The sequence below is a fragment of the Pseudomonas sp. NA-150 genome, assembly GCF_044336365.1.
Classification (GTDB): domain Bacteria; phylum Pseudomonadota; class Gammaproteobacteria; order Pseudomonadales; family Pseudomonadaceae; genus Aquipseudomonas.
In genome coordinates this window covers 2,091,536-2,116,140 of record NZ_CP172305.1, presented here as the reverse complement: position 1 = coordinate 2,116,140, position 24,605 = coordinate 2,091,536, and the positions used below count along the sequence as shown (strand labels likewise).

Below are 24,605 nucleotides of genomic sequence, written 5' to 3'. Positions count from 1 at the left end.
GTCAAACCCCTTGAGTGTTCCAGCGTGTGTTGATGTGACGACCGTCGAGCCCCAGCAGCGCGCCGTACATTTCCGGACGGCGGTCGCGATAGATGCCCCAGGTCAGACGCTCTTCGCGCATCACCGCCAAATCCAGGCTGTGTACCAGTACGCCAGTGGTGTCGCGGTCGGCCTCGGCCAACAACTTGCCCTTGTGGTTGCAGATGAAGGAGGAGCCGTAGAAACTCATTTGCAGGGTCGGATCGGTGGTCGCCACTTCCCGGCCAATGCGATTGGCCGCCACCACGGGCAGGATGTTGGCGGCGGCATGGCCGCGCATGGTCATCTGCCAGTGATCGCGTGAGTCCAGCGCCGCAGCGCCCGGTTCCGAACCGATGGCGGTCGGGAACAACAGTACTTCGGCACCCATCAACGCCAGGCAACGCGCCGTTTCGGGAAACCACTGATCCCAGCAGATACCCAGACCGATACGCCCGAAGGCCGTGTCCCAGACCCGAAAACCGGTGTCGCCGGGGCTGAAATATTCCTTCTCCTGATAACCGACCGCGTTGGGGATGTGGGTCTTGCGGTACACCCCCAGCAAACGCCCATCGGCATCGGCCACGCTCAACGAGTTGAAATAGGCGTTGCCGGCCTTCTCGAACCAGCTCAGCGGCAGCACCACGCCCAACTCCTTGGCCAGCGCGGCGAAGCGTTTGAGCACCTGGCTGTCGCAGTACTCCTCGGCCAGCGCCAGGTGTTTGTGCTGCTGTTCGATGCAAAAATACGGGGTGGCAAACAGCTCCTGCAACAGGATCACCTGAGCGCCCTGCGCCGCCGCCTCACGCACCCAGCGCTCGGCCTGATCAAGGTTATGTTGCAAGTCCCAGCTGCACGCCATCTGGATCGTAGCGACCGTCAGAATCGTCATCACATCACCCCTTCACAGGCCAGGCCGGTTGCTGCTGGGTGATGCAATGCACCCCGCCGCCGCCATGCGCCAGATGGTTGATCCGCACCGGCACCACTTCCCGCTCCGGGAAAGCCTTGGCCAACACCTCGGCAGCCGCCTTGTCGGCTGAGATGCCATAGGCCGGCATGATGATCGCGCCGTTGGCGATGTAGAAATTGGTGTACGAGGCGCAGAACACCTCGGCTTCGGGGTCCACCGCTTCGCTGGCTTCAAACAGTTCGATCAACTCGAAGCGGCGACCATGGGCATCGGTGGCCAGTTCCAGCGCGCGACGGTTTTCCCGCGCCACTTCGGCATACACCGAGCTTTTGTCGTGGGTAGCGTCCACCAGCAACACGCCGGGACGGGCGAACGCGCAGACGCCATCGACATGGCCGTCGGTCATGTCGCCGGTCACATACTTTGGATCGCCCGGCAGCCAGATGGTCTTCTTCACTCCCAACAGGCGCGCGAAGATTTCTTCCATCTCGGCCTTATTCATCCCCGGATTTCGGTTCGGGTTGAGCAGCACCGATTCCGTGGTGATCAGCGTGCCTTCGCCGTCGACATGGATTGCGCCGCCTTCGTTGCTCAGTGGTGTGCCGAAGCATTCCAGGCCCAGATGATTGAGCACTCGACGGCCCAAACCTTCGTCCAGATCATGCACCGACTTGCCGCCCCAGGCGTTGAAACGCCAACTCACGCCCGCCTGCCCACGTTGCGGGTGACAGACGAACGTCGGCCCGGAATCGCGGCACCAACTGTCATTCACGGCAATTTCGATCAGCTCGATATTCGGCCCGCACAGCGCTTTGGCAGAGGCCACGGCCGACGGATCAACCACCATTTTGACGGGCTCAAAGCGGGCGATGGCGTTGGCGACTCGGGCGAAATCCTCTTGCACCTGAGGCAGGGTTACGCGCCAGCCAGACTCCCACAGCGCCTGATTGTGCGGCCAGACCATCCAGGTCGCCGCGTGAGTAACCCACTCCGCGGGCATCGACCAACCACCGTTGCGACTCTCGTTGTGCTGCATGCTTTCCCACCCTTCAGTTAAGAAATTGTTATCACTGAAAAACCGCTTATGCGGAATGGAATCCATGCTAGGACTTTAGAATTAACCCAACAAACGATAGATTTAGCGGACATCTGATCAGCTGAGCTTACCAATCATGCTAAAGCACTGGCCTCCCCTTAACGCGCTGCGTGGCTTTGAAGCCGCTGCCCGGCTGGGCAGTTTTCACAAAGCCGCCGAAGAACTGCACCTTACCCAGTCGGCCATCAGCCAACAGATTCGCAGCCTGGAAACCTTCCTCGAACAACCGCTGTTTTTCAGAAATGGCCGCAGCGTCAGCCTGACCGACGCCGGCCATGACCTGCGCAGCACCACGCAATCGATGCTGCAACAACTGGCCGTCGGCATTCGCCGCCTGGAGCAATACCGCAAGCCCAACCAACTGGTGGTCAACACCACCCCGGCCTTCGCCCGCCACTGGTTGCTGCCGCGCCTGGGTGAGTTTCACCGCCTGCACCCCGAGGTCGACCTCTGGCTGTTTACCAGCTTCGATCCGCCGGACATGGCCACCCAGACCATCGACCTGACCCTGCGCGACGACCTCAGCCCCCAAGCCGAATGCAGCTACCTGGAACTCTACAGCGACCGCCTCTACCCGGCCTGCCACCCCGATCTGCTGAGCGTGCCCAACGACCAGCGCACCACCCTGCATGGCGAGCGCGAAATGGACTGGAGTCACTGGCTGGTGGAAGGCGGCAGCGACGTTGGCCAACGCAGCAACGGGCTGAACTTTTCCGATCCGGGATTGCTGTTGGATGCAGCGTGTGCCGGGCACGGGATTGCCTTGGTCAGCCAACTGCTGGCAGAACAGGCGCGCGCGAAGGGTCTATTGCAGCCGTTGTGCGAACAGAGCGTGCGCGGGGCGAACTGGGCGTGGTTGATTCATCGGGACAGTGAGAGCAGCCCTTTGACTCGGAGTTTTTGCGAGTGGTTGCAGGGGGAATTGCGGGGGTAGCCGGTACAGCCGAATGTATCACAGCGTATCCCGCCACCCTTTAGACACTGTGCAATTCAACACAGGCCGTTCTCGACACATGCGAGATACCTCGCGGGCATTAAATAGGTTCCATCGAGACAACACAGACCGCCTCGATCGAACCTACTTAAACCCTGAGGAAATGACCATGAACTCGAAAGCCATCTACGCCGCCTGCCTGTTTGCCGCCTTGAACATCTGCACCCTGTCTGCGCGTGCCGAGTCCACAGTAAAGACCGAGGCCTACAGCCACGGCAGCCAGCTGGACACCCGTCATGTGGTCTCCGAAGTCGACAGCGCCAGCAGCTCCTGCGGTGTGGTGAATGCACACCTGACGTACCAGAACTCTCAGGGCCAAACCAAAGGCCTGGACTACCTGACCTTCGCTGAAGTGTGCAATCAGGGCGGCTGATCGCGGCTCATCGAACTGAATTGCTTAGACTTTTCGCACTATCAATTTCAACGATATTCGCTACCAACCCGATTGACTTCTTAATAATCGGGCGCGGCGTAGAATCCAACCCATACCTACTTACAACGACTAAAACACTTCGGAGCAACTAACATGAAAACTTCCAAACTGATCTTCGGCCTGGCTTTCTCGGTACTGGCTAGCGCAACTTTCGCAGTTCCAGCGTTCGCAGAAAACGGTTCGGCTCATCTTCACTCCACTCACGTAGCCGCCGATGGTGCTGATCACGTTGGTGCAAACCGCCTAGCCGCCGATGGTGCCGATCACGTCGGTGCAAACCGTGTAGCCGCCGATGGTGCTGATCACGTTGGTGCAAACCGCGTAGCCGCCGATGGTGCTGATCACGTTGGTGCAAACCGCGTAGCCGCTGATGGTGCTGACCACGTTGGTGCAAACCGCATCAGCTAAGACGTTCCCTGATTCAAACCCAGCCCGGTCTTTGCCGGGCTTAATTTTGCGCGATGGAAAAGTGATTGGGTTTCAAAGCGGGCCAGCCCCCACAGAAATTGTGGAGTGACCTGGATCGTGTTTCAGGCGCAAATCCCCTACGGGGGTTGTGTTTAAGGCGGCCTACCTGTGTTACCCCGCATCAACAGGGTCACCCCGCAATCGACGCCAAATGACAGCGCACCTTGCTCTCCACCTCCACGTTCTTCACTGGCAACAGCGCCTGGGCCCGATCACAGCCCACCGTGGCTTTCGGGCATCGATCGCGAAAGAAACACCCGGTCGGCAAGTTTCGATTGCCCGGCAATTCAGTCGGTGCAGCAATCTGCGTAGCGTCCACCGGCACACCGAGGCGCGGCACGGCTTCCAGCAGTAATTGTGTGTAGGGATGGCGTGGTCGCTCCAGCACCTCGGCCGCACTGCCCAGTTCGACAATCTGCCCGAGGTACATCACTGCCACCCGATCCGCCATGTGCCGGACCACCGACACGTTGTGCGAGATCAGGATGTAGGTCAGGTCCCGGCTGCGTTGCAGTTCCGCCAGCAGGTTGAGGATCTGCGCCTGCACCGAGATGTCCAGCGCCGAGGTCGGTTCGTCGAGGACGATGATGTCCGGATTCGACGACAACGCCCGAGCAATGGCGATGCGTTGCCGCTGCCCACCGGAAAACTGATGGGGAAAACGCTCCATATATTCGGTGCGAATCCCCACTTGCGAGGCAACGTTGGCCGCAATGTCGCGCATCTCCCGCCGTGGCGCAGAACGCTGCACGAACAACGGTTCGGTGATCACCTTCCAGATCGGCAATCGCGGATCGAGGGACGACTGCGGGTCCTGAAACACAATCTGCACGTTGCTGCTGCGCTCGCGAGCGTTGTTGTAGATCCAGTTCAACGCGCCAGAGGTGGGCTTGATCAACCCCATCAACAACTGGGCCAGGGTGCTCTTGCCGCAACCGGACTCGCCCACCACACCCAGGGTTTCACCCGCACGCACTTCCAGATCGATGCCATTCAGCGCATGGGCCACCGCTTTCGGCCGCCCCAGCCAGTCACTGCCGACCGGAAAGTGCATACGCACATCGTTCAAACCGAGAATCACCGGATTTTCGCCGGGCAATGCCTTGATGGCTGTGCTGCTCATGACAACCTCTCCTGCGCCGGCGAATAGGACGGTGCGCTGAGCCAACAGGCGCTTTTGTGGTCAGTAGCGGCATCGACAGTCTGCATCGGCGGACGCTGCAGGCATTGCGGCATGGCGAAGCTGCAACGCTCACGGAAGGTACAGCCGGACGGCAACGCCGACAGGTTCGGCACCTGTCCGGGAATGGTCATCAACGCCTCGCCGGGCTTGACCTGCTCCGGCAACCCGCTGAGCAAACCCTGGGTGTAAGGATGGCGTGGATCGGCCATGACCTGCGCGGTCACGCCCTGCTCCACCACGGCCCCGGTGTACATCACGTAAACCCGGTCGCAGAACTGCGAGACCAAGGCCATGTCGTGGGTGATCAACATAATCGCCGTACCACGCTCCCGCGCCTTTTCTCGAAGCAGCAACAACACCTGACGCTGCACGGTGACGTCGAGGGCGGTGGTGGGCTCATCGGAGATCAGTAATTGCGGGTCGCAGGAAAACGCCAGCGCAATCATCACCCGTTGACGCATGCCGCCAGACAGCTCGAAGGGATAGCTTTCCATCACCTGTTCAGGGTCGGCAATGTGCATGTCGCGCAGCAGCGCGATGGCTTTGCTCCGCGCCTCGGCCTTGCTCAACTGTTGATGATGGATGATCACATCCAGCATCTGCCGACCGATGCGTCGGGTCGGATTAAGCGCGGTCATGGGCTCCTGAAAGATCATCGCCGCATCGCGACCTCGAACCTTGAGCAAATCCTTTTCCTTGGCCGCCAGCATGTCGCGCCCAAGGATACTCAGGCTGCCACTTTTCACCTGATAGGCGCGCTCGGGTAGCAGGCGCAGGCTGAGCATTGCGGTCACCGACTTGCCTGACCCGGACTCGCCGATCACACCGACGATCTCCCCCGGATTAACGTGCAGCGAGACGCCGTTCAAGGCTTTGACTGTGCTGCGATAGGCCGGAAACTCGATGCTCAGGTTGTCGATCAGCAGCACCGGCGCCGGCTTGTTTTCGTTATGGCTGAGCATGTTCATTTCCCCTGTTGGCGCGGGTCGAGCAGGTCGCGTACGCCGTCGCCCAAAAGGTTGAAGCCAGTGGCCGTGATCAGAATCGCCAAACCGGGAAAGGTCGAGTACCACCACTGATCGAGGATGTAGTTGCGACCGGTGGCGACCATCGCCCCCCACTCCGCCGTCGGTTGTTGCGCGCCGAGGCCGATGAAGCCCAAGGCCGACGCCATCAGAATCGCGCCACCGATGTCCAGGCTCAGTTGCACCAGCAACGGCGGCATTGCATTGCGCGCCACATGCCACATCACCATGTGCCAGCGCCCGGCACCGAACGTCTCGGCCGCTTTGACGTAGCCCATCTGGCGGATACTCAATGCCTGACCACGGGACAGCCGCACATAGAACGGAATCCGTACCAAAGTAATCGCCAGCATCGCATTGAACAGGCTCGGGCCCAGTGCGGCGGCCAGGGCCATGATCAGCACCAGTGACGGCACCGACAGCATGATGTCCATCAGGCGCATGATCAGTCCGTCGAAACGCCCGCCGATGATCCCCGACATGCAGCCCAGCAACCCGCCCACCAGGCACGAAGCAAAGGCCACAAACAGACCGACCCCCACCGATTGCCGACTGCCATGCAGCACACGGCTGAACAGATCACGGCCGACTTCGTCCGTGCCGAACCAGTGCGCAGCGGACGGTTCGGCCAGACGCTGACTGAGGTTCAACGCGTTGGGATCCTGGGACGCCAACCACGGCGCGAAGATCATGCACAGCAGCACGATCAAAGTGATCAACAGGCCGGCCATGGTCAGTGGACTGCGGCGGATCTGATGGGCAAGGTAAGCCAGCTTTTCCCGCACGCCAGAGGCTTTGGGCATAGGCGCAACCACAGGCGCCGTTATAGGAGTCGTCATGTCAGTTGACCTCGCCGATGCGTGGATCGATCAAGCGGTACAGCAAATCGATGGCCATGTTGAGCAGCACGTAAATGAATGACATCAGTACCGCGAAACCCATCACCGCCGGGAAATCCAGCGACTGGATCGACTTGACCACATAGGCACCCATGCCGGGCCAGGCGAACACGGTTTCGGTGAGCACCGCGCCGTACAGCAGGTCGCCGAGGGTCAGGCCCAGTACCGTTACTGAAGGGATCAACGCATTGGGTAATGCATGGCGCAGGATCACCGCCCATTTCGACAGGCCATAGGCGCGTGCCGTGCGAATGTAGTCTTCGCTCAATTGCTCGAGCATCGCCGAACGAATCTGCCGTGCGACGACACCCAGGTTGACGAACCCCAAGGTGATCGCCGGCAGAATCAGGTGCTGCACGGCGTTAAAAAACAGATCGGTGTCACCGGCCAGCAACGAGTCGACCAGGTAAAGACCGGTGACCGGACGCGGCGCATCCAATCCCTCATCAATCCGCCCGCCGCCGGGCAGCCAGCCAAGATGGCCGTAGAACAACACGATCAGTCCCAGTCCCAGCCAAAACGCGGGAGTGGAAATTCCGGTCACCGCCAGGGTGCGCGCCACTTGATCGATGAAGCGGTTGTGATACACCGCCGACAGCACGCCCAGCGGAACGCCGACCAGCAGCGACAGGGCCAACGCCGCCAGCGCCAATTCCAGGGTCGCGGGGAAGAACGCCTGCAAGTCCTCCAGTACCGGTCGATGGGTACGAATTGAAGTGCCCAGATCGCCGTGAAACAGGTCCAGCATGTAGCGCCCGTATTGCTGATACAGCGGCAGATCCAGGCCCAACTGATGACGGATGTTGGCGACGATGGCGTCAGTCGCGCGGTCGCCGGCAATCAATCGCGCAGGGTCACCCGGGATCAGGTGGGAAATGGCAAAGGTGATCAGAGAAACGCCGAACACGACCAGCAGTAGCCCCAACAGGCGTTTACGAAGAATATTCAGGAAGGCCATCAGGCACCTCGGTCACGCATTCAATCGGCAGCACGAAGCTGTCGCGGGGCACAGCGTTGCAACGACCCCGCTTGCGCTGCGGGGTCGTAAGGCGCAGACAGTGAGTTACTTGGTGATCGTGCCGATGTTGAACACTTGTTCCAGCATCGGGTTGAACACGTAACCTTTGACTTTGTTGCTCATCGGCAAGGTATAGGCCTTCTGGTACAGGTAGCCGTAGACGCTGTCGCTGAGCACGATCTTCTGCGCTTGCTGATACAACTCGGTGCGTTTGGCACTGTCGTAGTTGGTGGCCGATTCGCGGATCAGCTTGTCCACTGCCGGGTTGTCATAGAACGAACGGTTGCCCGCCAGCCCCTTCAGTTTGGAGTCGAAGAAGAAGTTCATGAACATGTAGGGGTCGGCAAAGTCCGGACTCCAGGAACCGATGGCGACGTCAAAGTCACCGGTACCGAGGCGTTCACGCATGCTGGCGTTGGCCAGTTTTTCCATCTTCAGATTGATGCCCAGCGGTTGCAGACCCGCTTGCAGGGTCAGGCCGATCGGTTCCCAGTTTGGGTCCTTGTCGGAGTACATGAAGGTCAGGTCGCTGATCTTCGGCGAGACTTTGGCCAGATCGGCCTTGGCCTTGGCGACGTCCTGCTTCATCGGCGGCAGCTTGTCATCGTAAGCCCACATGCCCTGCGGGATCGGCCCGTTCAGCGGTTTGGCCTTGCCTTTGAGAATGCCGTTGATGATGCCGTCATAGTCCAGTGACTCGACAATGGCCCGACGCGCGTCCGGGTTGTTCATCGGCGCTTTTTGCGTGTTCAGGTACAACAAGGTCACGCGCAGCGATGGGTAGTCGCCCACCACCACGCCAGACTTCTTGCTCAAGGCTTCGAGCTGGTCTTCCGGCATGTCTTCAATGATGTCGAGATCACCGTGCTCCAGTTGCAGACGGCGCACCGAGGCCTCGCCAATGATCTTGACCACGACCTTTTTCAACGTCGGTTTCGGGCCGGCGTAGTTGCTGTTCTGCTCCATGGTCAAGGTCTGGCCTTTCTGCCAACTGGTCAGCTTGAACGCACCGGAGCCGGCGGTGTGATTCGACAGGTAAGCCTCGGCACCTTCGGCCTGCTTGACCACGTCCGGGTTCACGATCGCCGCGCCGTTGTGCGCCAGGGTCGACAGGAACGGCGCGTACGGGGCCTTCAGGGTAAAACGCACGGTCATCGGATCGACCACCGAGACCGACATATCATCCGGGAACGCGCCGGACGGCCCTTGCTTGAGTTTCATCACCCGGTCGAAGGAAAACTTCACCGCATTGGCGTCGACTGCAGCGCCGTCATCGAACTTGTTGCCTGGCTTGAGTTTGAATTCCCAGACCAGATTATCGGCCGAGGTCGTCCAGCTGCTGGCCAACTCGCCCTGCACTTCGGTGCTGCCCTTGCCGTTCTCGACCTTGTAGGTCACCAGCCGCTGGTACGACGGGTAGGTCACGGTCCAGTCGTTGTTATCGATAGTCACGGCCGGGTCGAGGGTTTGCGGATCGGAGGGTTTGCCGATCATCAGGGTGTCTTGCGGCACGGCTGCGCTGGCCGTTTGCCAGGCACCAAGGCCCATGGCGGTGCACAGTACAGCCATCGCCAACTTGCGTGGGGTAACGATTGATTTCATGCCGGTTCCTTGATCATTCGATGTATGGAATTTCGTCAGGTTTATTGTTGAAGCTATACCGGGCAGTTAAAGCTCAGACGCCGGTGGACGTCCGAAATGACCCGCCCTGCTCTTGCGAGATCAGCGCGGCGTCAGATTCATGCCGGGATTCATGCGCGTCCCGGTCAGGTTTCATCAGGTTCTACGGTGTACGTGTTTCTCAGCTCGCGGGGCGAAACGATTGATCGTCGATCAGCGGGTAGTCGTCCGCGTTGGGCAATTGGTAATGCCACCACTCGCTGGCGATGTGCTTGAAACCCGCTGCCAACATGATCCCCAGCAACAGCAGACGGTTGCGCTGCACCTCGGCCGGCAGGTCCGGGTAAAACTGATGCGACGGCTCACGCATTTCATCGAACCCGGTGCCCATGTCCAGCGCGTTGCCCTGAGCATCAACCAAGGTCAAGTCCACGGCCACACCTCGGCTGTGATGGGAGCCGAGGGCCGGATCGTTGACGTATTCCGGATTGGGCAAGGCTTCCCACAACAGGTATTGGGCGTAAGGCGGACGATAAGCATCAAGGACCCGCAGGGTTAACCCGGCCTGCCGCGCCAGACGGCTGGCCAGGCGCAGGCAGACCTCGGCATCGCGATGCAGCAGACAATGGGGTTCCAGGTAGATCTGTTTGCCGGCCAGGTTGTCGGCACCGGCGTAAATCAGGTCGATTTCGAGCTGCAGCGCGACGGCATCGACTTCAACGAGGGGGCTGTTGTTCACTCAAAACACTCCAAATCATCTAACACATCATCACGCGGCCGCTCGCACATCACTCGAACTGGCCAAACAATTGTTGCAACTCGCGGTTCTTCGCCAGACGTTGATCCAGGCGCTCGCCGTACTTCTCGGCAACTGCCGACACCATCAGGTTGAACAAACAGGTCAACGGTGCCAGCGAATCCCAGAATTGACCGACATCGGACTTCAGTTGCAGCAGATCCATCGGATAATCACGGGCCCAGGGGCAGTGAAAATCAGTGACGAACGCCAACGGCAGGCTCTGTCGATGCGCGACCTCGCAGAACGTGCGGGTCACGCTGGAGTAGGTCCGGAAGTCCGCAATCAGCGCATAGGGATTTTCAAACTGCGAGTTCAGTGATTCGGCGTAAGTACCCGACAGCCCGTCGACGTAGTAGACCTTGGGCCGGATGTATTCCAGATGGCTGAAGAACGCATTGAGAATCCCGCGAGTGGTCTGCAGGCCCACGATGAACACCGCATCGGCGTTGCACAGCTGCTCGACAATCCTGGCGAAGGTCTCACCACGCGCCAGGCCGTACACCCGTTGAATGGCCTCGACTTCACGGTTCATCGAGCGCTCCAGCGCGTCACCCTGGGTGCTCTCTTCGCGAAACGCGCCCAGGCGATCGGTAATCACCCACGGGCTGCTGGCATCGCCGCGCAGGCTCTGTTTGACGTCATCGATATTGCGATAACCCAGCGAGCGCAGAAAGCGCCCGACTGAAATGCCGGTGGTGCCGGTTTGCTGAGCGATGCTGTCAGCGGTCTCGAAGGGCAGCTTCTCGGCATTGGCCTGCAGGTACCCGGCGATGCGTTTGCCGGTGGGTGTCAGGCTGCTGAAGCGCTCATCAAGCAGGCTGAGAAAGTCGTTTTTTTCAGTGCCGTTCATGGGTGGCTCGGCTTGAAAGGGCAAAAAAATTCACGGATGCACTGACCACAAAAATGTTATTAGAAGATCATCTGCACTAACAGTGTTACCAACATAACACTGCCATTTCGAGTGAGACAACGCTTTTTTTCAAGCAATTTTCAACCCGGGAAAATCATGCATCGGGGCGGTGCACGACGGGCGCGACGCGCTTGTTACTGGGGCGTTTTACCGGTCGGTGGCAGCAGAAAAGCGCTGGGCCAATAATCAAAAAAAACTGCACGATGCGCAATTTCGTCCTATATCCGCACCCACCCCAGCGCTACGATAACCACCCATGACGTAACCCCAGTGCCGGCGATGAACCGTAAAAACACCTTCCACTACTACCGCAGCGAGGCTTTGCCGGAGCTGACGTTGCTGGACGCGTCGATCACCGACTTCTACTACAAGAAGCACGTGCATCAGGAATATGCGTTTGGGGTGATCCTCGGTGGCGAGATCAAGTTCGACTGTCGTGACGGGGTGTTCCAGATTCCACGGGGTGGGTTGTTGCAGCTCAACCCCGACGATCCTCACGAAGGCTGGGCTAATCTGCCCGCCGGTTATCAGCACTGGATGCTGTACATCCCGCAGGAAAAAATCAGCCGGATCTTGCGCGAATACAGCCAGATTTCGAACTGGGAAAATTTTCGCTTCGAAAACAATGTGGGCAACGATCCACGCTTGCGCCGCCAATTCGTGCAGTTCGTGCAGGCGCTCAAGCATGACAACAGTCACCCGCTGGACACCGAAGCGAACTTCCTCGGGCTGGTGGACGAAATGTCCCGACTGCATTCCGGGCAAGGGCTGGCTGACGATACGAGCCGACCGGACACCCTGGTGCTGCGGGTCAAGGATTTCATCCAGGACCATCTGCACACCGAGTTCACCCTCGATCAGCTCAGCGCGGTGGTGAATATGTCCAAGTATCACTTCCTGCGCCTGTTCAAACAGCAGGTGGGGATTACGCCGTATCAATACACGCTGAACTGCCGGATCAATGCGGTGCGACGCTCACTGGAAGGCGGCCTCGACCTGCACAGTGCGTCGGCGCCGTATCACTTCTACGACTCAAGCCACCTCAATCGACGCTTCAAAGAAGTGTACGGCACCACCCCGATGGGCTTTCAGCGCACCTTGATCCCCTGAACCACAGAAGTTAATCCCATGCTCGAACTGTTCCTGTATGCCGTCGGTATCATGTATACCCCCGGCCCGGTCACGCTGTTGGCGTTTAATGCCGGGCTGGATGCAGACACCCGCGCGCCTTTTGGCTTCTTTTTTGGCGTCGGCGCGGCCATGCTGGTGTTGCTGTTGTTGTTTGGCTATAGCGGCCAACGCTTGATTGGCGAGCAGTTGTTGCCGTACATCAGCGTGATTGGCAGCGCCTATATTCTCTATCTGGCGCAGAAGATCATTCGCTCCCGACCCGAACTCCGTGCAGAGCAGCCTGCAGGCAAACCGCTGTCGTTCAATAACGGTTTCATCCTGCATATCGTCAACCCGAAAGCCTGGCTGGCGACGCTGCCGCTGGTGACGCTGTACTACCCGGCCAACCACATCAGCGGCAGCGGCATTCTGTCGGTGTCGTTGATCATCGCCCTGCTCTGCGTGGGTTCACCGGCGTTTTACACGTGGCTGGGCCATCACTTCGCGCGACTGGTCAGCAATCCGCTCTGGCAACGCGGCTTCAATTTTTTGATGGGAGTGATGTTGATCTACAGCGCCGGCTCGATTCTGCATGAGCACGTTTATCCGCTGTTGCAGGCGAGCTAGACAGCTGCGCTATTGTTTTGAGGAATATTACCTATCACTCTGACGTCCCTTCTTTATTCCCCTTCGACGCATTAGCCTTCACGCTATCCAAGGTCAGTCGGCTGTTCGCACAGCCGCTGACCGCAGCGTCTGACCGGGAATATTGATGAGTACTTCGACCCACACCCCTACGATGACTCGTGGCATGGTGCTGCTGTTCGCATTTTGTTGTGGTGCCATCGTCGGCAATATTTATTACGCACAGCCCATCATTGGCCTGATCGCGCCTGATATTGGCCTGACCAGCACCATGGCCAGTGTCATCGTGTCGCTGACCCAGATTGGTTACGCGCTGGGTTTGTTCTTCCTGGTGCCGTTGGGTGACCTGCTGGAGAACCGCAAGCTGATGATCATCACCTCGCTGGTGGCGATCCTCAGCTTGCTGGGCGCTGCGTTCAGTCAGCAGCCCAGCGTGTTTTTGGTGGCCTCCCTGTTGATCGGCTTCAGCTCGGTCTCCGTGCAAATCCTGATTCCGCTGGCGGCACATTTGGCGCCGGAAGAATCCCGTGGACGGGTGGTCGGCGGGATCATGAGTGGTTTACTGTTGGGTATTTTACTGGCGCGACCGCTGTCCAGCGTGATCGCCGACCACTTCGGCTGGCGTGTGGTGTTTGATACGGCCGCAGCGCTGATGATTGTGATCAGCGTGGTACTGGCGACCATGGTGCCGAAACGCCAACCCAGCCACAGCGCGTCTTACGGGCAACTGATCGGTTCGCTGTGGACGCTGTTGCGCAGGCATTCGGTGCTGCGTCAGCGAGCGTTTTATCAAGGTTTGATGTTTGCCACGTTCAGCCTGTTCTGGACTGCCGTGCCGCTGGAGCTGGCGCGTAACCATGGCCTGTCGCAGACGCAGATTGCGCTTTTCGCGTTGGTCGGTGCCATCGGCGCGATTGCCGCGCCTATCAGCGGTCGCTTGGCAGACGCCGGGCACACGCGGGTGGCCAGTCTGCTGGCGTTGGTTTTCGCGGCGTTGAGTTTTCTGCCCGCGCTGATTCACCCGGCCTACAGCGTGATCGGCCTGGCGGTTACCGGTGTCGTGCTGGATTTCTGTGTACAGATGAACATGGTGCTGGGCCAGCGCGCTGTTTATGCGCTGGATGCGAACAGCCGTGGCCGTTTGAATGCGTTGTATACCACCAGTATTTTCATCGGTGGCGCAGTGGGTTCAGCGATTGCCAGCGTACTGTTCGACCACGGTGGCTGGTCGTGGATTGTGATGGCGGGTAGTGCGTTTCCGTTGGTTGCGCTGATTGCGTTTTTGATTCATCAGGCGGGTGAGCGGCGGGTGGTTTCCGGAGTGGCTTGATGAGTGGGTATGAGGATTGGTGAAATTGGGCGTTGCCCAAATCCTGTAGGAGCTGCCGAAGGCTGCGATCGATCTGGGCCGCATTCGGAGGCACCGGTCGCCGCGATTGAATGTCAATCGCAGCCTTCGGCAGCTCCTACAGAGGATCCGTTAATGCCTGAAGGACCGCATCAAGCGGCTCGCCAACACGTTGGCTACAAAGAATTCTGCGACAGCAAAATCTTTAGCCAACAGTCACACCTGACTCACCAAAAAACCCCGCCGCAAATCCTCGATCAACGCCCCGACATCTTCCAGCCCAATGTGCAGTCGCAATACCGGGTTGCTGATCTCGCCCATGCTTTGATGCAGACGAACATCCGCCACCGTCACCAGGCTTTCAAAACCGCCCCACGACACACCCAGCCCAAACAACTCCAGCGCGCCTATAAAACGCTCGACCTGACCCGCATCAGCCTGCGCAAATTCGAACGACAGCAACCCGTTACTTCCACTGAAATCACGTTTCCACAGCGCATGCCCCGGATGCTCCGGCAACGCCGGATGGAATACTCGTTTCACCTGCGGATGCGTCTGCAACCAATGCGCGACCTGCAGCGCCTGACGCTCGTGCACATCCAGCCGCGCCGCCAGGGTGCGCGCCCCCCGCAGCACCAGATACGCATCGTCCGGGCTGACGGTGTTGCCGAAGCTGTCACTCATCCGCGACAACGCCGGCCACGCCGCTTCGTTGGTGCACACGCTGCCCATCACCACATCGCTGTGGCCACAAAGGTATTTGGTCAGGGCCATGATCGAGATGTCCGCGCCCAACGCCAGCGGTCGATACAGGTAACCCGAGCCATAGGTGTTGTCCGCCGCCACCAGAATCCCGCGTGGTTTGCACAGCGCGACAATGGCCGGCAGGTCGCTCAGTTCATACAGATGCGAGCCCGGCACTTCGCAATAGACCATGCGCGTGTTGGCTTGCAGTTGCGCTTCAAGGTCCGAACCGTCACCGGCAAAAAAGCTCACCTGGATCCCGAACGGCAGAAGAAAATCCTCCACCAGACGTCGCACCGGCCAGTACACCGCATCCGCAATCAGTACATGGTCGCCGGGTCGCAAGTAAGCCAGAAAGGCTTGCGCTACAGCGGCCATACCGGTAGGAAACAACCGTGTGCGATGACCGCCTTCCAGTTCGGTGACCAGATTTTCCAGGGCAAACGCGGTCGGATTACCCCGCGCTCCGTAACTCAATATCTGTTCGTGATCACGGCGAGCGCGGGTGTCGCGCATTTGCTGCAGATTGTCGAATAGCACGGTGCTCAACCGCGTGACCGGCACGTTGACGCTGTGCCCACCGTTGCCTTTCGCCGGACGTGCGGCGTGCACCAGACGGGTCCGCACCTGGGCATTTTCTGCTGCACGCTGTACCTGCTTGCCCGGCAGCGGTTTGAGGCTGTTGATTTCGCTTTCGGTCATTTGCCCGAGCAAACCGATTTCCCAGGCCAGGTACTGACGCGCTGCATCCTTGTTGCCCAAATGGCGGTCGTGGGTGAAGAACAGGAAATCGATGCACTGTTCGTTCGGCGGATTGGCTGGCGCTTCGAGCAGTGGCAGACCCGCGTGTTGCCAGGCCTGAATCCCGCCCTCCAGCACCCGTAGTTGATCACGCTGAGCCTCGTGCAACTCCGAAGCCGCCAGTTGTGCCACGCCAAGGTCATCGACCAGCAGCACTACCGGCCGGGTTTCGTTGGCCAGTGCCTGAGCCAACAATGGGCGAATCGACCAGCGCGAACCTTCAATATGTGCCTTGCGACAGACCATGCTCGGACGCAGATCGATCAACGCCACGGTGTCGTCTTTCAAGGCATCGGCCAGGGCCGGCGCATCGATACGGGCCAATGACGGACGCTCGACAGAAACAGGCGGTGGCAAGGTCAGACCGCTGTGAACACCGTCCGTCAGCACATAAGCCTCATGCCCCAGTTGCTTCAGCCAACTGGCGACGATCGGCGCGCGAATGCCATCCGCGTCGATCAACACCAGCCGCGCCTGACGCACGCCGACGTACAGGTCGGTGGACTGGATCAACTGCCCGCCCGGCGTGTGTTGTGCACCCGCCAGACTGCCCACGGCGAACTCCTCGGCGGTGCGGACATCGCACAGAAACAGGCTGCGCTGCGCGTCCTGCGACCAGGCCTCGACCTGCGCCGCTGACACGCTTTCCACCCCGGAGCGCTCGGCCAACTGTGTGGCGGCCAGACGCTGTTCGGGGAGCGTCGCGGCGTCCACTGCGTCCGGATAACGCCGAGTGCTGCCGTGTTCGAGTGGCAAGTCAGCCAGGAACCAGCCCTGAGTGCCGTTTTCCAACGCGTAGACCGGGTTTTTCACCCCGAGGTTGATCAGGGTTTGCGCACCGATAATGCTGCGCGTGCGCCCGGCGCAGTTGACGACGATGGGCGTGTGTTCGTCCGTTACCAGCTCGCCGAGGCGATACCCCAGCTCACCGTTCGGGCAGCAGATGGAGCCGGGAATGGTCATCTTGCGGTATTCGTCGAACGGCCGGCCGTCGAGCAGCACCAATGGTTCGCCGCGGGCCTGCCAGTCGGCCAGTTCCTGTGCGCTGATGTGTGGGGTGGCGCTGGCCTCTTCGACCAATTCGCCAAAGGCTTTCGACGGGACGTGCACGCCGGCGAACAGTTGCAGCCCGGCGGACTGCCAACCGTCGGCGCCGCCTTCAAGCACATGCACGGCGCCATAGCCCAACCCCTGCAAACGGCGGGCGGCACGGTCCGCAAGGTCGCCGCCGTTCTGGTCATAGATCACCAGACGCACAGCGGGGTTCGGTGCCAGGCGAGGGATTTCCAGTTCCAACCGGCTATAGGGCAGGTTCACCCCATGGAACAGGTGCGCTTCGCCGTATTGGCCGTGCTCACGCACATCGAACAGGGCAATTTCCTGCCCGTCGAATAGCCATTGCTGCAGTTGCCTTGGGGTGACGATTTGGCTCATGGGGATTCCGTTTGTATAGGTTGAAAACGCCTTCACTGTAGGAGCTGCCGCAGGCTGTGATAAGGCCGAAAGGCCTTCACATCAGCGACTGCTGCGTCCGAGTGCGGCCCAAATCGATCGCAGCCTGTGGCAGCTCCCACAGGTTTTATTGCAGGGACAGAGAGCGTTCGTTAGCCGCCACTTCCCTGCCCTTCGCATAAGCCCGCTGCACCGCAGGGCGCGCTTTGATTCGTTCGCGCCAGGCGGCGATGTGCGGGTACTGCGCCAAATCCTGGCCCTGTCGCAACGGCTGTATCCACGGAAAGATCGCCATGTCGGCAATCGAATATTCCCCGGCCACAAACGCCACTTCACTCAAGCGCCGCTCGAGCACGCCATACAAGCGCGTCGCTTCGCCGTGCAGCAGGTCAAGGGCAAATGGAATCGGTTCCGGAGCCTTTTCCTTGAACACCTGCAACTGGCTCAGGTACGGCGTCACATGCCCGACCTGCCAGAACAGCCACTCCTGCACCCGCTGGCGCTCGACCGTCGAGGCCGGCGGCAGGAAGCGCCCGGCCTTGTCGGCCAGATAGGTCAGGATAGCGCCTGATTCGAACAGGCTCAGCGGCGTGTCAGACAACGCCGAACCATGATCGACAATCGCCGGAATCCGCCCATTGGCACTGAGACGCCGGAAGGCTTCAGTCTTCTGTTCGCCCTGACGAATGTTGACCGGCAGCAGGCGATAATCCTGCTCCAGCTCTTCCAGGAGGATGCCGACTTTCAGGCCATTGCCGGTCGGCCAGTAATACAGATCGATCATGAGTAAGCCCGAATCGAAGGCACCATCTGTGAGGCGTTGTAGTTCAGCACCTTGCCCTGTTCATTGACGCCGTAACGGCCGTTGAGCGACTCCAATGGGCGGCCATACAGGTGAAAATGCAGGGTCGGTGTTTCGCCTTCGACACGAATCCCGTGCAGGTCTTCGCCGAGGAAGCTGATCGAAGTACCTGGCTGCACCACCACCTCTTTTTCCAACTCTAGTTTGGCGAACGCCGGGTCGCTGCCGTCGTCGGTGCGGGCCCACACGTAATTGATCTCCTGGCCTTGTACCGCAACGATCACCGCCCAGGTTTCGTGGTTATGCGGCAAGGTGCTTTTGCCCGGCAGCAGCGAGTTCATGTACAGCGTCGGGGTCTCGCCATCGTCGTTCAGGCGGTAGCGAAAAGCCGTGTCGCCCTCACCCGGCACCGGCGCTGGAAATTCGCTGAAGTTGAACAGGTCACGGCGCGCGGTCAGGCCTTCCAGCAGGCTGACGATTTCCTCCAGCGCTGCACGGTCAACGCCGCGTTGGTGGATGACTCGAATCTGTTTGAGGAAGTCCTCGATCACGTCGGCGCGGGTAGCGGTACTCATGGGATTGCTCCTCTTAGATAGACAGGCTGTAACGGCTGATATTGCTAAGCAAATACGGGTCGCCAGGGGCCGTGACACGGCGCCCCGAGTCCCCCAGTGCATGGCGCAGAAACGCTTGGGTGCGCTCGCTGTTCGGGCGCTGGAAAATCTGTTCGGCGCTGCCGTGCTCGACGATCAGGCCGTTCTCGGTGAAGTACACGACGTCACTGATCTCTTCGGCGAAGCGCATCTCATGGGTGACCAACACACAGGTCATGCCCTCTTCGGTCAGTTCGCGAATCACGGTCAGCACTTCACCGACGGTCTCTGGGTCTAGGGCCGAGGTCACTTCGTCGAACAGGATCAATTCCGGGCGCATGGCCAAGGCGCGGGCAATCGCCACCCGCTGTTGCTGACCACCCGACAGTTGACCCGGATAAGCATCGGCCTTGTGCTCCATGCGCACTTTGGCGAGCAAGGCACGGGCTTGTTTTTCGGCCTCGACGCGCTCGCGACCCAACACCTTGCGCGGCGCAATCACCAGGTTTTCCAGCACTGACAGGTGCGGGAACAGGTTGTACTGCTGAAAGACGAACCCCACCCGCTTACGCAACTCAATGCGTTCGGCCTCGCGGGTGAGGCGATGAACCTCGGTGCTGCCGACCCGAATCGTCCCGCGCTGCGGCTGCAACAGCCCGGTGATGCAGCGCAGGATGGTCGACTTACCGGAACCTGACGGCCCGATGATCGACACCGCCTGCCCGCGCTGCACATCCAGATCAATGCCCTTGAGCACCTGATTGCTGGCGAACGACAGATGCAGGTCCCGCAGGCTGACCAGAGGCGATTCAATAGAAGGCATAACGTCGCTCCAGGCGTTGGGTCAGTCGGGAAATCGGGTAGCAATAGGCGAAGAATAGCGCCAGCACACTGAAGTAGATCAGCACGGTAAAACCGGTGCGATTCACGGTATTGCTGGCGATCTGCGCGGTGTCGATCAGGTCATGCACGCCCACCAGCGAGGCCAGCGCGGTGCCCATGGTGATCACCGCGTAGAGGTTCATCCATGGCGGCAGCATGCGCTTGAAGCACTGCGGCAAAATGATCGAGCCGAACATCTGCCTGCGGCTGAACGCCAACGAACGCGCGGCTTCCCACTGGGTGGCCGGGATCGAGGCAATCGCCCCGCGAAAGATCTCCGCGACGTTGGCGCTGGCCGGCAGTGCCAGGCCGATGGTGACTTTCAGCCAATCAGGAAACGGCAAATACATCCCGCCCACATGAACCTCGAACGGGAACACGTAGGTGACGAAGTAGATCAACACCAGCCACGGCGCATTGCGAAACAGCTGCACCCATAGCCTCGCCGGCAAGCGCATCAGCCTGAACCGCGACAGCCCCAATGCACCCACCAGCAAGCCCAGCAGCGAACCGATGAGCACCGCCAACAGGCTGATCAGAATGTTTTGCCCCAGGCCCACGGCCAGCGCCGGCGACCATTCGACGAGCGCGGAAAATACCGAACCGGAGGCTTCAATAGCCATAACCAGGCATCCTCAAACGCGCTTCCAGCCAGCGCCCTGCGACGTTGACGACAAAGCTCAACAGGCCGAAAAACAGCAGAATCAATATCATCAGCTCCAACACGTTATCGCCCTGGGTCCAGATCATGATCGCCGCGTAGGTGATATCCCCCACCGCAATCGCCGACGCCACGGCGGTCATTTTCACCAGGTCGATCAGGTTGTTGATCAACGACGGCAAGGCAAAGCGCAGGGCCAGCGGCAGTTGCACGTTCCACAACAGTTGACGGCTGCTGAACGCCAGCGAGGCCGCTGCTTCGAGTGTTACCGCTGGCACCGCTTCGATTCCGGCACGCAGCGCTTCGGCGTGGAACGCGCCCTTGTGCAGCGAAATCACGATCACCACCCAGGCAAACGGCGTCAGCGGATTGGCCGCGCCCACCGCCTGAGTCAACAGCATGTTCAGCACCAGGAACGCGCAGTACAACTGGACCAGGGTCGGGGTGTTACGCGTGACTTCGATAAAAACCCGCGCCGGTTTGGCCAGCCACGGATTGCCCGAAGTCAGCATCGCCGCCAGCGTCACCCCGGCCAGCAAGCTGCCGACGATGGTGCACAGGCACAGGAGAATGCTGGTCAGCGCGCCATCCACCAACGAACCACGCTGATAGGCGTCAAGCAAAAAGCCGTAGTTCAAACCGAAGCCGGCGCTCCAGTGCACGAACAGGGTCAACCAGTGGGTCATTGCTCGACCTCGACCCGCAACCGTGCGCAAGCGTCGGCGATTCGCCGCCCGGCTTCGCGAACACTGATGGTCGCGGTGGCAATCGACAGGCGAAACCATGGAGACAACCCATACGCACTGCCCGCCACCCCGGCCACGCCCTCCTCCAGCAAATACGCGACCACGTCGGCGTCGCTGTTCAAGCGTTGACCATCTTCGCGATAGCGACCCAGCAAACCGGCGCAACGCACGAAAACGAAAAACCCACCTTCGGGTTGCAGCACCTCAAGCCCGTCCACCGCGCTCAAGGCACTGACCAACAGATCGCGGCGCTCGTGATACGCCGCGACCTGCTCCGGCAAGAATCCCAGTCCACCTTCGAACGCGGCCAGGGCAGCCGCCTGCCCCACCGAAGAAGCACCGGAGGTTGATTGCGACTGCACCACCGTCATCGCCGTGGTCAGCACCTCCGGACCGGCACCAAAGCCAATGCGCCAGCCGGTCATGGCGTAGGTCTTGGACACCCCGCCGACCAACAGGCAACGCGCCTGCAAATCCGGCGCGACATTGAGCAAACTCAGGGCATGACGGTCATCGAAACGAATGTGTTCGTACAGCTCATCCAGCAACACCAATACCTGTGGGTGACGGCGCAAGACCTCGGCCAGCGCCGCCAGCTCGGCTTCGCTGTACACCGCGCCACTGGGGTTGCCGGGACCGTTGAGGATCAGCCAGCGGGTGCGCGGACCGATGTGCGCTTCCAGTTGTGCCGGGGTCAGTTTGCAGCCTTGTTCCAGACCACATTCGATCAACACCGGCTCGCCGCCGTTGAAGCGCACGCTGTCCGGGAACGAAGGCCAATACGGCACCGGCACCAGCACTTCATCGCCGTCGTCCAGGGTCGCGGCGAAGGCGTTGAAGATGATTTGCTTGGCACCGTTGGCGATCACGATGGACGGCAGCGCATAGTCCAGACGGTTCTCGCGCTTGAGTTTGCGTTGCACCGCTTCACGCAAGGCGCGCACACCCGGCGTCGGCGTGTATTTGGTTGCCCCGGCAGCAATCGCCGCGTAAGCGGCTTGTTTGATGTGCTCCGGGGTGTCGAAATCCGGCTCGCCGGTGGTCAGGTCGAGTATGTCGCGACCGGTTTCGCGCAAGGCCATGGCCTGGGACTTGGCGGCGGCATTGGCCGACAGCGAAACGCGCTGTACGCGCCGGGACAGACGAAAGCTCATGGCGCGGTTCCTGTTGAATGATCAGCGTGCAGCACTTTGCCCGGATTGAGCAGGTTGCGAGGGTCGAGGGCCTGCTTGATGCACTGCATCAGCGCCAGTTCCACCGGGCTTTTGTAGCGCGGCAGCATCTCCAGTTTGCGCTGACCGATGCCGTGCTCGGCGCTGATCGAGCCGCCATGGGCATGGGCGCTGTCGTGTACCAGCAGACTCAACGCTTCGTAGTGGGCCATGTGCGCGTCAACCGTCGAGCCTAGCGGATGGGCCACGTTGTAATGCAGGTTGCCGTCGCCCAGATGGCCGAAGGTGAAGTGCCGCACCCCGGGAAAATGCGCCTGCAATAACGCATCGGTGTGTTCGACAAATTCCACCACCCGCGAAATCGGCACCGAGATATCGTGCTTCATGTTACGACCCGCGCGCTTCTGCGCCTCGCTCATGTGCTCACGCAACAGCCACAGGGCTTCGCTTTGCGCCAGGCTTTCGGCGATCAGCGCATCTGCCACCAACTCACTGTCGAAGGCTTCACCCAGCACCTCTTCGAACGCCTGACGCGCATGTGTATCACTGTGGTTATCGGACAGTTCGAGCAGCGCGAACCAAGGCTGGGATGCAGCGGAGAACGGCTGCGGACCGTCGGGAAACTGCTCACGCAGCAGGCTCAGACAGTCGGCAGTGAGCAATTCAAACGCGGTCAGGTTTGCGCCAAATCCAGCGCGGGCGTGTGATAGAAATTTCACCGCTTGCGCCAGCGAATCAAAGGCCAGCAACGCCGTGCATTGGGCTTTGGGCAGCGGGAACAGCTTCAAGGTCGCGGCAGTGATGATGCCCAGCGTGCCTTCGCTGCCGATGAATAGGTCGCGCAAGTCGTAGCCGGTGTTGTCCTTGCGCAAGCCGCGCAGGCCGTTCCAGATTTCGCCTTGAGCGGTGACCACTTCCAGCCCCAAGGTCAGCTCACGGGTATTGCCGTAGCGCAACACGGCGGTGCCGCCAGCGTTGGTGCCGAGGTTGCCGCCAAGGGTGCAACTGCCCTCGGCGCCCAGACTCAGGGGAAACAGACGCCCGGCGTCACGCGCCACGTCCTGGACGTTTTGCAGGATGCAGCCGGCTTCGACGGTCAGGGTATCGTTGTCGGTATCGACTTCACGCACCCGGTTCAAGCGATCCAGCAGCAACAACACCGCCGTGCCGCTGGCGTCCGGGGTCGCGGCGCCCATCAATCCGGTGTTGCCACCCTGGACCACGATCGGCGCGTTGAAATGCGCGCAGGCGCGGACCACGGCGGCGACTTCTTCGGTGTTGGCCGGGTGTACTGCCGCGATCACCGCGCCGACGTAACGGCCCTGTTTGTCGGTCAAAAAAGCCGACGCTTCTTCAGAGGTCTGCACATGCCGGGCGCCGAGTAACTGCTGCAATGTATTGAACAGATCACTGCTCATTGCTTCGCCTCCAAAGGCGCGGCGTCGCGGAACTTGTCATGCAACTGGTGCAACGCCTGGGTCGGTGGCATGCCGGTACGTTCGCCGAGTTCGATCAGCCAGCCACTGCGGTGCCAGTCACGAATGATCGCGTCCAGTTTCGCTTGCACGTCGTGTTCGCCCTTGCGCACCCAGATCACCGATGACGAAGGGATCAGGTCGTCGGCCAGCGGGATCTCGTAGTCGGCCCACTCGGCGTCACTCAACAGCGTGTGCATGGTCGGGCTGACGTGAACTGCTGCTACGCAACCGTTGCCGCGCAATGACAGCAGGGACTCCGACTGGCTTTTGAAGGCCTTGATTTCCGCGCCGTAGGTTTCCTGCAGCGGCTTGATGAAGTTGCTGCCCTGGGACACGCACACCGGTTTGCCACGCAGGTCTTCCCAACGAGTGATTCCCGCGCCCTTGCGAATCAACGCCGCGCCGCCGACTTCCTCGTAAGGCGTCGGCACGTAATCGAGGATCTGACTGCGCTCTTCGGTGAACTGCATGTTGGCGATCAAGATGTCGACCTTGCCCTGTTGCAGAAATTGCACGCGGTTGGGCGCCAGCACCGAGACGGTTTCCAGGTCGACGCCGAGGCGTTGCGCGATGCCCTTGGCCAACTCGACGTTGTAGCCCAGTGGGTCGCCGGTCTTGGGGTCGATGGTGCCGAACGGCGGACCACTGAGGATCACCCCAATGCTGATCTTGTGCCGCTGTTGAATCTTGTTCAGCGTGGCATCGGCCTGGGCCAGTCCGGCACACAGGGTCAACAGCAGCGCAGCCAGGGTACTGCCGGAAAAAAACGTCTTCATACGCGACTGCCTTGTACAC

24 protein-coding genes are annotated in these 24,605 nt (G+C 60.3%); 6 read left to right on the top strand and 18 right to left on the bottom strand.

Annotated features, from left to right (window positions below; all coding sequences use genetic code 11):
• Position 1: 1 nt before the first annotated feature.
• A complete protein-coding gene (gene aguB, locus ACF0H7_RS10150; protein ID WP_397452628.1) occupies positions 2–910 on the bottom strand; it encodes an N-carbamoylputrescine amidase in 909 nt (302 codons plus the stop codon).
• Between the two features lie 4 nt (positions 911–914).
• Positions 915–1,967, bottom strand: coding sequence for an agmatine/peptidylarginine deiminase (locus ACF0H7_RS10145; protein WP_397452627.1), 1,053 nt, complete (start codon positions 1,965–1,967; stop codon positions 915–917).
• A gap of 136 nt (positions 1,968–2,103) precedes the next feature.
• Here ACF0H7_RS10145 and ACF0H7_RS10140 point away from each other — a divergent pair, with 136 nt between their 5' ends.
• The 3 genes from ACF0H7_RS10140 to ACF0H7_RS10130 all read left to right on the top strand — a co-directional run bounded on the left by ACF0H7_RS10140 (position 2,104) and on the right by ACF0H7_RS10130 (position 3,862).
• Entirely contained in the window at positions 2,104–2,961 is an 858-nt protein-coding gene (locus tag ACF0H7_RS10140) for a LysR substrate-binding domain-containing protein (protein ID WP_397452626.1), read from the top strand.
• Between the two features lie 169 nt (positions 2,962–3,130).
• Positions 3,131–3,394: a DUF2790 domain-containing protein gene (locus ACF0H7_RS10135; protein ID WP_397452625.1), complete on the top strand. Its 264-nt coding sequence runs from the start codon at positions 3,131–3,133 to the stop codon at positions 3,392–3,394.
• Between the two features lie 153 nt (positions 3,395–3,547).
• Positions 3,548–3,862 (top strand): hypothetical protein, encoded by a 315-nt coding sequence (locus tag ACF0H7_RS10130; protein WP_397452624.1) that lies wholly within the window; start codon positions 3,548–3,550, stop codon positions 3,860–3,862.
• A gap of 190 nt (positions 3,863–4,052) precedes the next feature.
• On the opposite strand, the gene ACF0H7_RS10125 is transcribed toward ACF0H7_RS10130, so the two are convergent.
• The 7 genes from ACF0H7_RS10125 to ACF0H7_RS10095 form a co-directional block, all read right to left on the bottom strand.
• Positions 4,053–5,045 (bottom strand): oligopeptide/dipeptide ABC transporter ATP-binding protein, encoded by a 993-nt coding sequence (locus ACF0H7_RS10125; protein ID WP_397452623.1) that lies wholly within the window; start codon positions 5,043–5,045, stop codon positions 4,053–4,055.
• On the bottom strand, positions 5,042–6,067 hold the full coding sequence (locus ACF0H7_RS10120; RefSeq protein WP_397452622.1) for an ABC transporter ATP-binding protein: 1,026 nt from the start codon (positions 6,065–6,067) through the stop codon (positions 5,042–5,044). Before ACF0H7_RS10120 ends, ACF0H7_RS10125 begins: the two co-directional genes overlap by 4 nt.
• A 2-nt stretch (positions 6,068–6,069) precedes the next feature.
• The gene (ddpC, locus tag ACF0H7_RS10115; RefSeq protein ID WP_397452621.1) at positions 6,070–6,969 is read right to left on the bottom strand and encodes a D,D-dipeptide ABC transporter permease; all 900 of its coding nucleotides are present in this window, start codon (positions 6,967–6,969) and stop codon (positions 6,070–6,072) included.
• Between the two features lies 1 nt (position 6,970).
• Entirely contained in the window at positions 6,971–7,987 is a 1,017-nt protein-coding gene (locus tag ACF0H7_RS10110) for an ABC transporter permease (protein WP_397452620.1), read from the bottom strand.
• A gap of 105 nt (positions 7,988–8,092) precedes the next feature.
• The gene (locus ACF0H7_RS10105) at positions 8,093–9,649 is read right to left on the bottom strand and encodes an ABC transporter substrate-binding protein (RefSeq protein ID WP_397452619.1); all 1,557 of its coding nucleotides are present in this window, start codon (positions 9,647–9,649) and stop codon (positions 8,093–8,095) included.
• Between the two features lie 199 nt (positions 9,650–9,848).
• Entirely contained in the window at positions 9,849–10,406 is a 558-nt protein-coding gene (gene ddpX, locus ACF0H7_RS10100; protein WP_397452618.1) for a D-alanyl-D-alanine dipeptidase, read from the bottom strand.
• A gap of 49 nt (positions 10,407–10,455) precedes the next feature.
• Positions 10,456–11,316 carry a MurR/RpiR family transcriptional regulator gene (locus tag ACF0H7_RS10095; protein ID WP_397452617.1) on the bottom strand — a complete coding sequence of 287 codons (861 nt, stop codon included), beginning with the start codon at positions 11,314–11,316 and terminating at the stop codon, positions 10,456–10,458.
• Between the two features lie 339 nt (positions 11,317–11,655).
• On the opposite strand from ACF0H7_RS10095, the gene ACF0H7_RS10090 reads away from it, so the two are divergent.
• The 3 genes from ACF0H7_RS10090 to ACF0H7_RS10080 all read left to right on the top strand — a co-directional run bounded on the left by ACF0H7_RS10090 (position 11,656) and on the right by ACF0H7_RS10080 (position 14,461).
• Positions 11,656–12,486: an AraC family ligand binding domain-containing protein gene (locus tag ACF0H7_RS10090; RefSeq protein ID WP_397452616.1), complete on the top strand. Its 831-nt coding sequence runs from the start codon at positions 11,656–11,658 to the stop codon at positions 12,484–12,486.
• 18 nt (positions 12,487–12,504) lie between these two features.
• A complete protein-coding gene (locus ACF0H7_RS10085) occupies positions 12,505–13,113 on the top strand; it encodes a LysE family translocator (protein WP_397452615.1) in 609 nt (202 codons plus the stop codon).
• A 145-nt stretch (positions 13,114–13,258) separates the two neighbouring features.
• Positions 13,259–14,461: an MFS transporter gene (locus ACF0H7_RS10080; RefSeq protein ID WP_397452614.1), complete on the top strand. Its 1,203-nt coding sequence runs from the start codon at positions 13,259–13,261 to the stop codon at positions 14,459–14,461.
• A 234-nt stretch (positions 14,462–14,695) separates the two neighbouring features.
• On the opposite strand, the gene metC is transcribed toward ACF0H7_RS10080, so the two are convergent.
• From metC to ACF0H7_RS10035, 9 genes are all read right to left on the bottom strand, one after another.
• Complete coding sequence (gene metC / locus ACF0H7_RS10075; protein ID WP_397452613.1) at positions 14,696–17,458, bottom strand: cystathionine beta-lyase; 2,763 nt, start codon at positions 17,456–17,458, stop codon at positions 14,696–14,698.
• A 145-nt stretch (positions 17,459–17,603) separates the two neighbouring features.
• On the bottom strand, positions 17,604–18,260 hold the full coding sequence (locus ACF0H7_RS10070) for a glutathione S-transferase family protein (protein WP_397452612.1): 657 nt from the start codon (positions 18,258–18,260) through the stop codon (positions 17,604–17,606).
• Positions 18,257–18,853, bottom strand: coding sequence for a cysteine dioxygenase (locus ACF0H7_RS10065; RefSeq protein ID WP_397452611.1), 597 nt, complete (start codon positions 18,851–18,853; stop codon positions 18,257–18,259). Before ACF0H7_RS10065 ends, ACF0H7_RS10070 begins: the two co-directional genes overlap by 4 nt.
• A 13-nt stretch (positions 18,854–18,866) precedes the next feature.
• Positions 18,867–19,694, bottom strand: coding sequence for an amino acid ABC transporter ATP-binding protein (locus ACF0H7_RS10060; protein ID WP_397452610.1), 828 nt, complete (start codon positions 19,692–19,694; stop codon positions 18,867–18,869).
• On the bottom strand, positions 19,681–20,376 hold the full coding sequence (locus tag ACF0H7_RS10055) for an amino acid ABC transporter permease (protein ID WP_397452609.1): 696 nt from the start codon (positions 20,374–20,376) through the stop codon (positions 19,681–19,683). The genes ACF0H7_RS10060 and ACF0H7_RS10055 overlap by 14 nt, the downstream gene beginning before the upstream one ends.
• Positions 20,366–21,100: an amino acid ABC transporter permease gene (locus ACF0H7_RS10050; RefSeq protein WP_397452608.1), complete on the bottom strand. Its 735-nt coding sequence runs from the start codon at positions 21,098–21,100 to the stop codon at positions 20,366–20,368. Before ACF0H7_RS10050 ends, ACF0H7_RS10055 begins: the two co-directional genes overlap by 11 nt.
• Positions 21,097–22,314: an aminotransferase class I/II-fold pyridoxal phosphate-dependent enzyme gene (locus ACF0H7_RS10045; RefSeq protein ID WP_397452607.1), complete on the bottom strand. Its 1,218-nt coding sequence runs from the start codon at positions 22,312–22,314 to the stop codon at positions 21,097–21,099. The genes ACF0H7_RS10050 and ACF0H7_RS10045 overlap by 4 nt, the downstream gene beginning before the upstream one ends.
• Positions 22,311–23,750: an FAD-binding oxidoreductase gene (locus tag ACF0H7_RS10040; protein ID WP_397452606.1), complete on the bottom strand. Its 1,440-nt coding sequence runs from the start codon at positions 23,748–23,750 to the stop codon at positions 22,311–22,313. Before ACF0H7_RS10040 ends, ACF0H7_RS10045 begins: the two co-directional genes overlap by 4 nt.
• The gene (locus ACF0H7_RS10035) at positions 23,747–24,586 is read right to left on the bottom strand and encodes a transporter substrate-binding domain-containing protein (RefSeq protein WP_397452605.1); all 840 of its coding nucleotides are present in this window, start codon (positions 24,584–24,586) and stop codon (positions 23,747–23,749) included. Before ACF0H7_RS10035 ends, ACF0H7_RS10040 begins: the two co-directional genes overlap by 4 nt.
• Between the last annotated feature and the right edge of the window lie 19 nt (positions 24,587–24,605).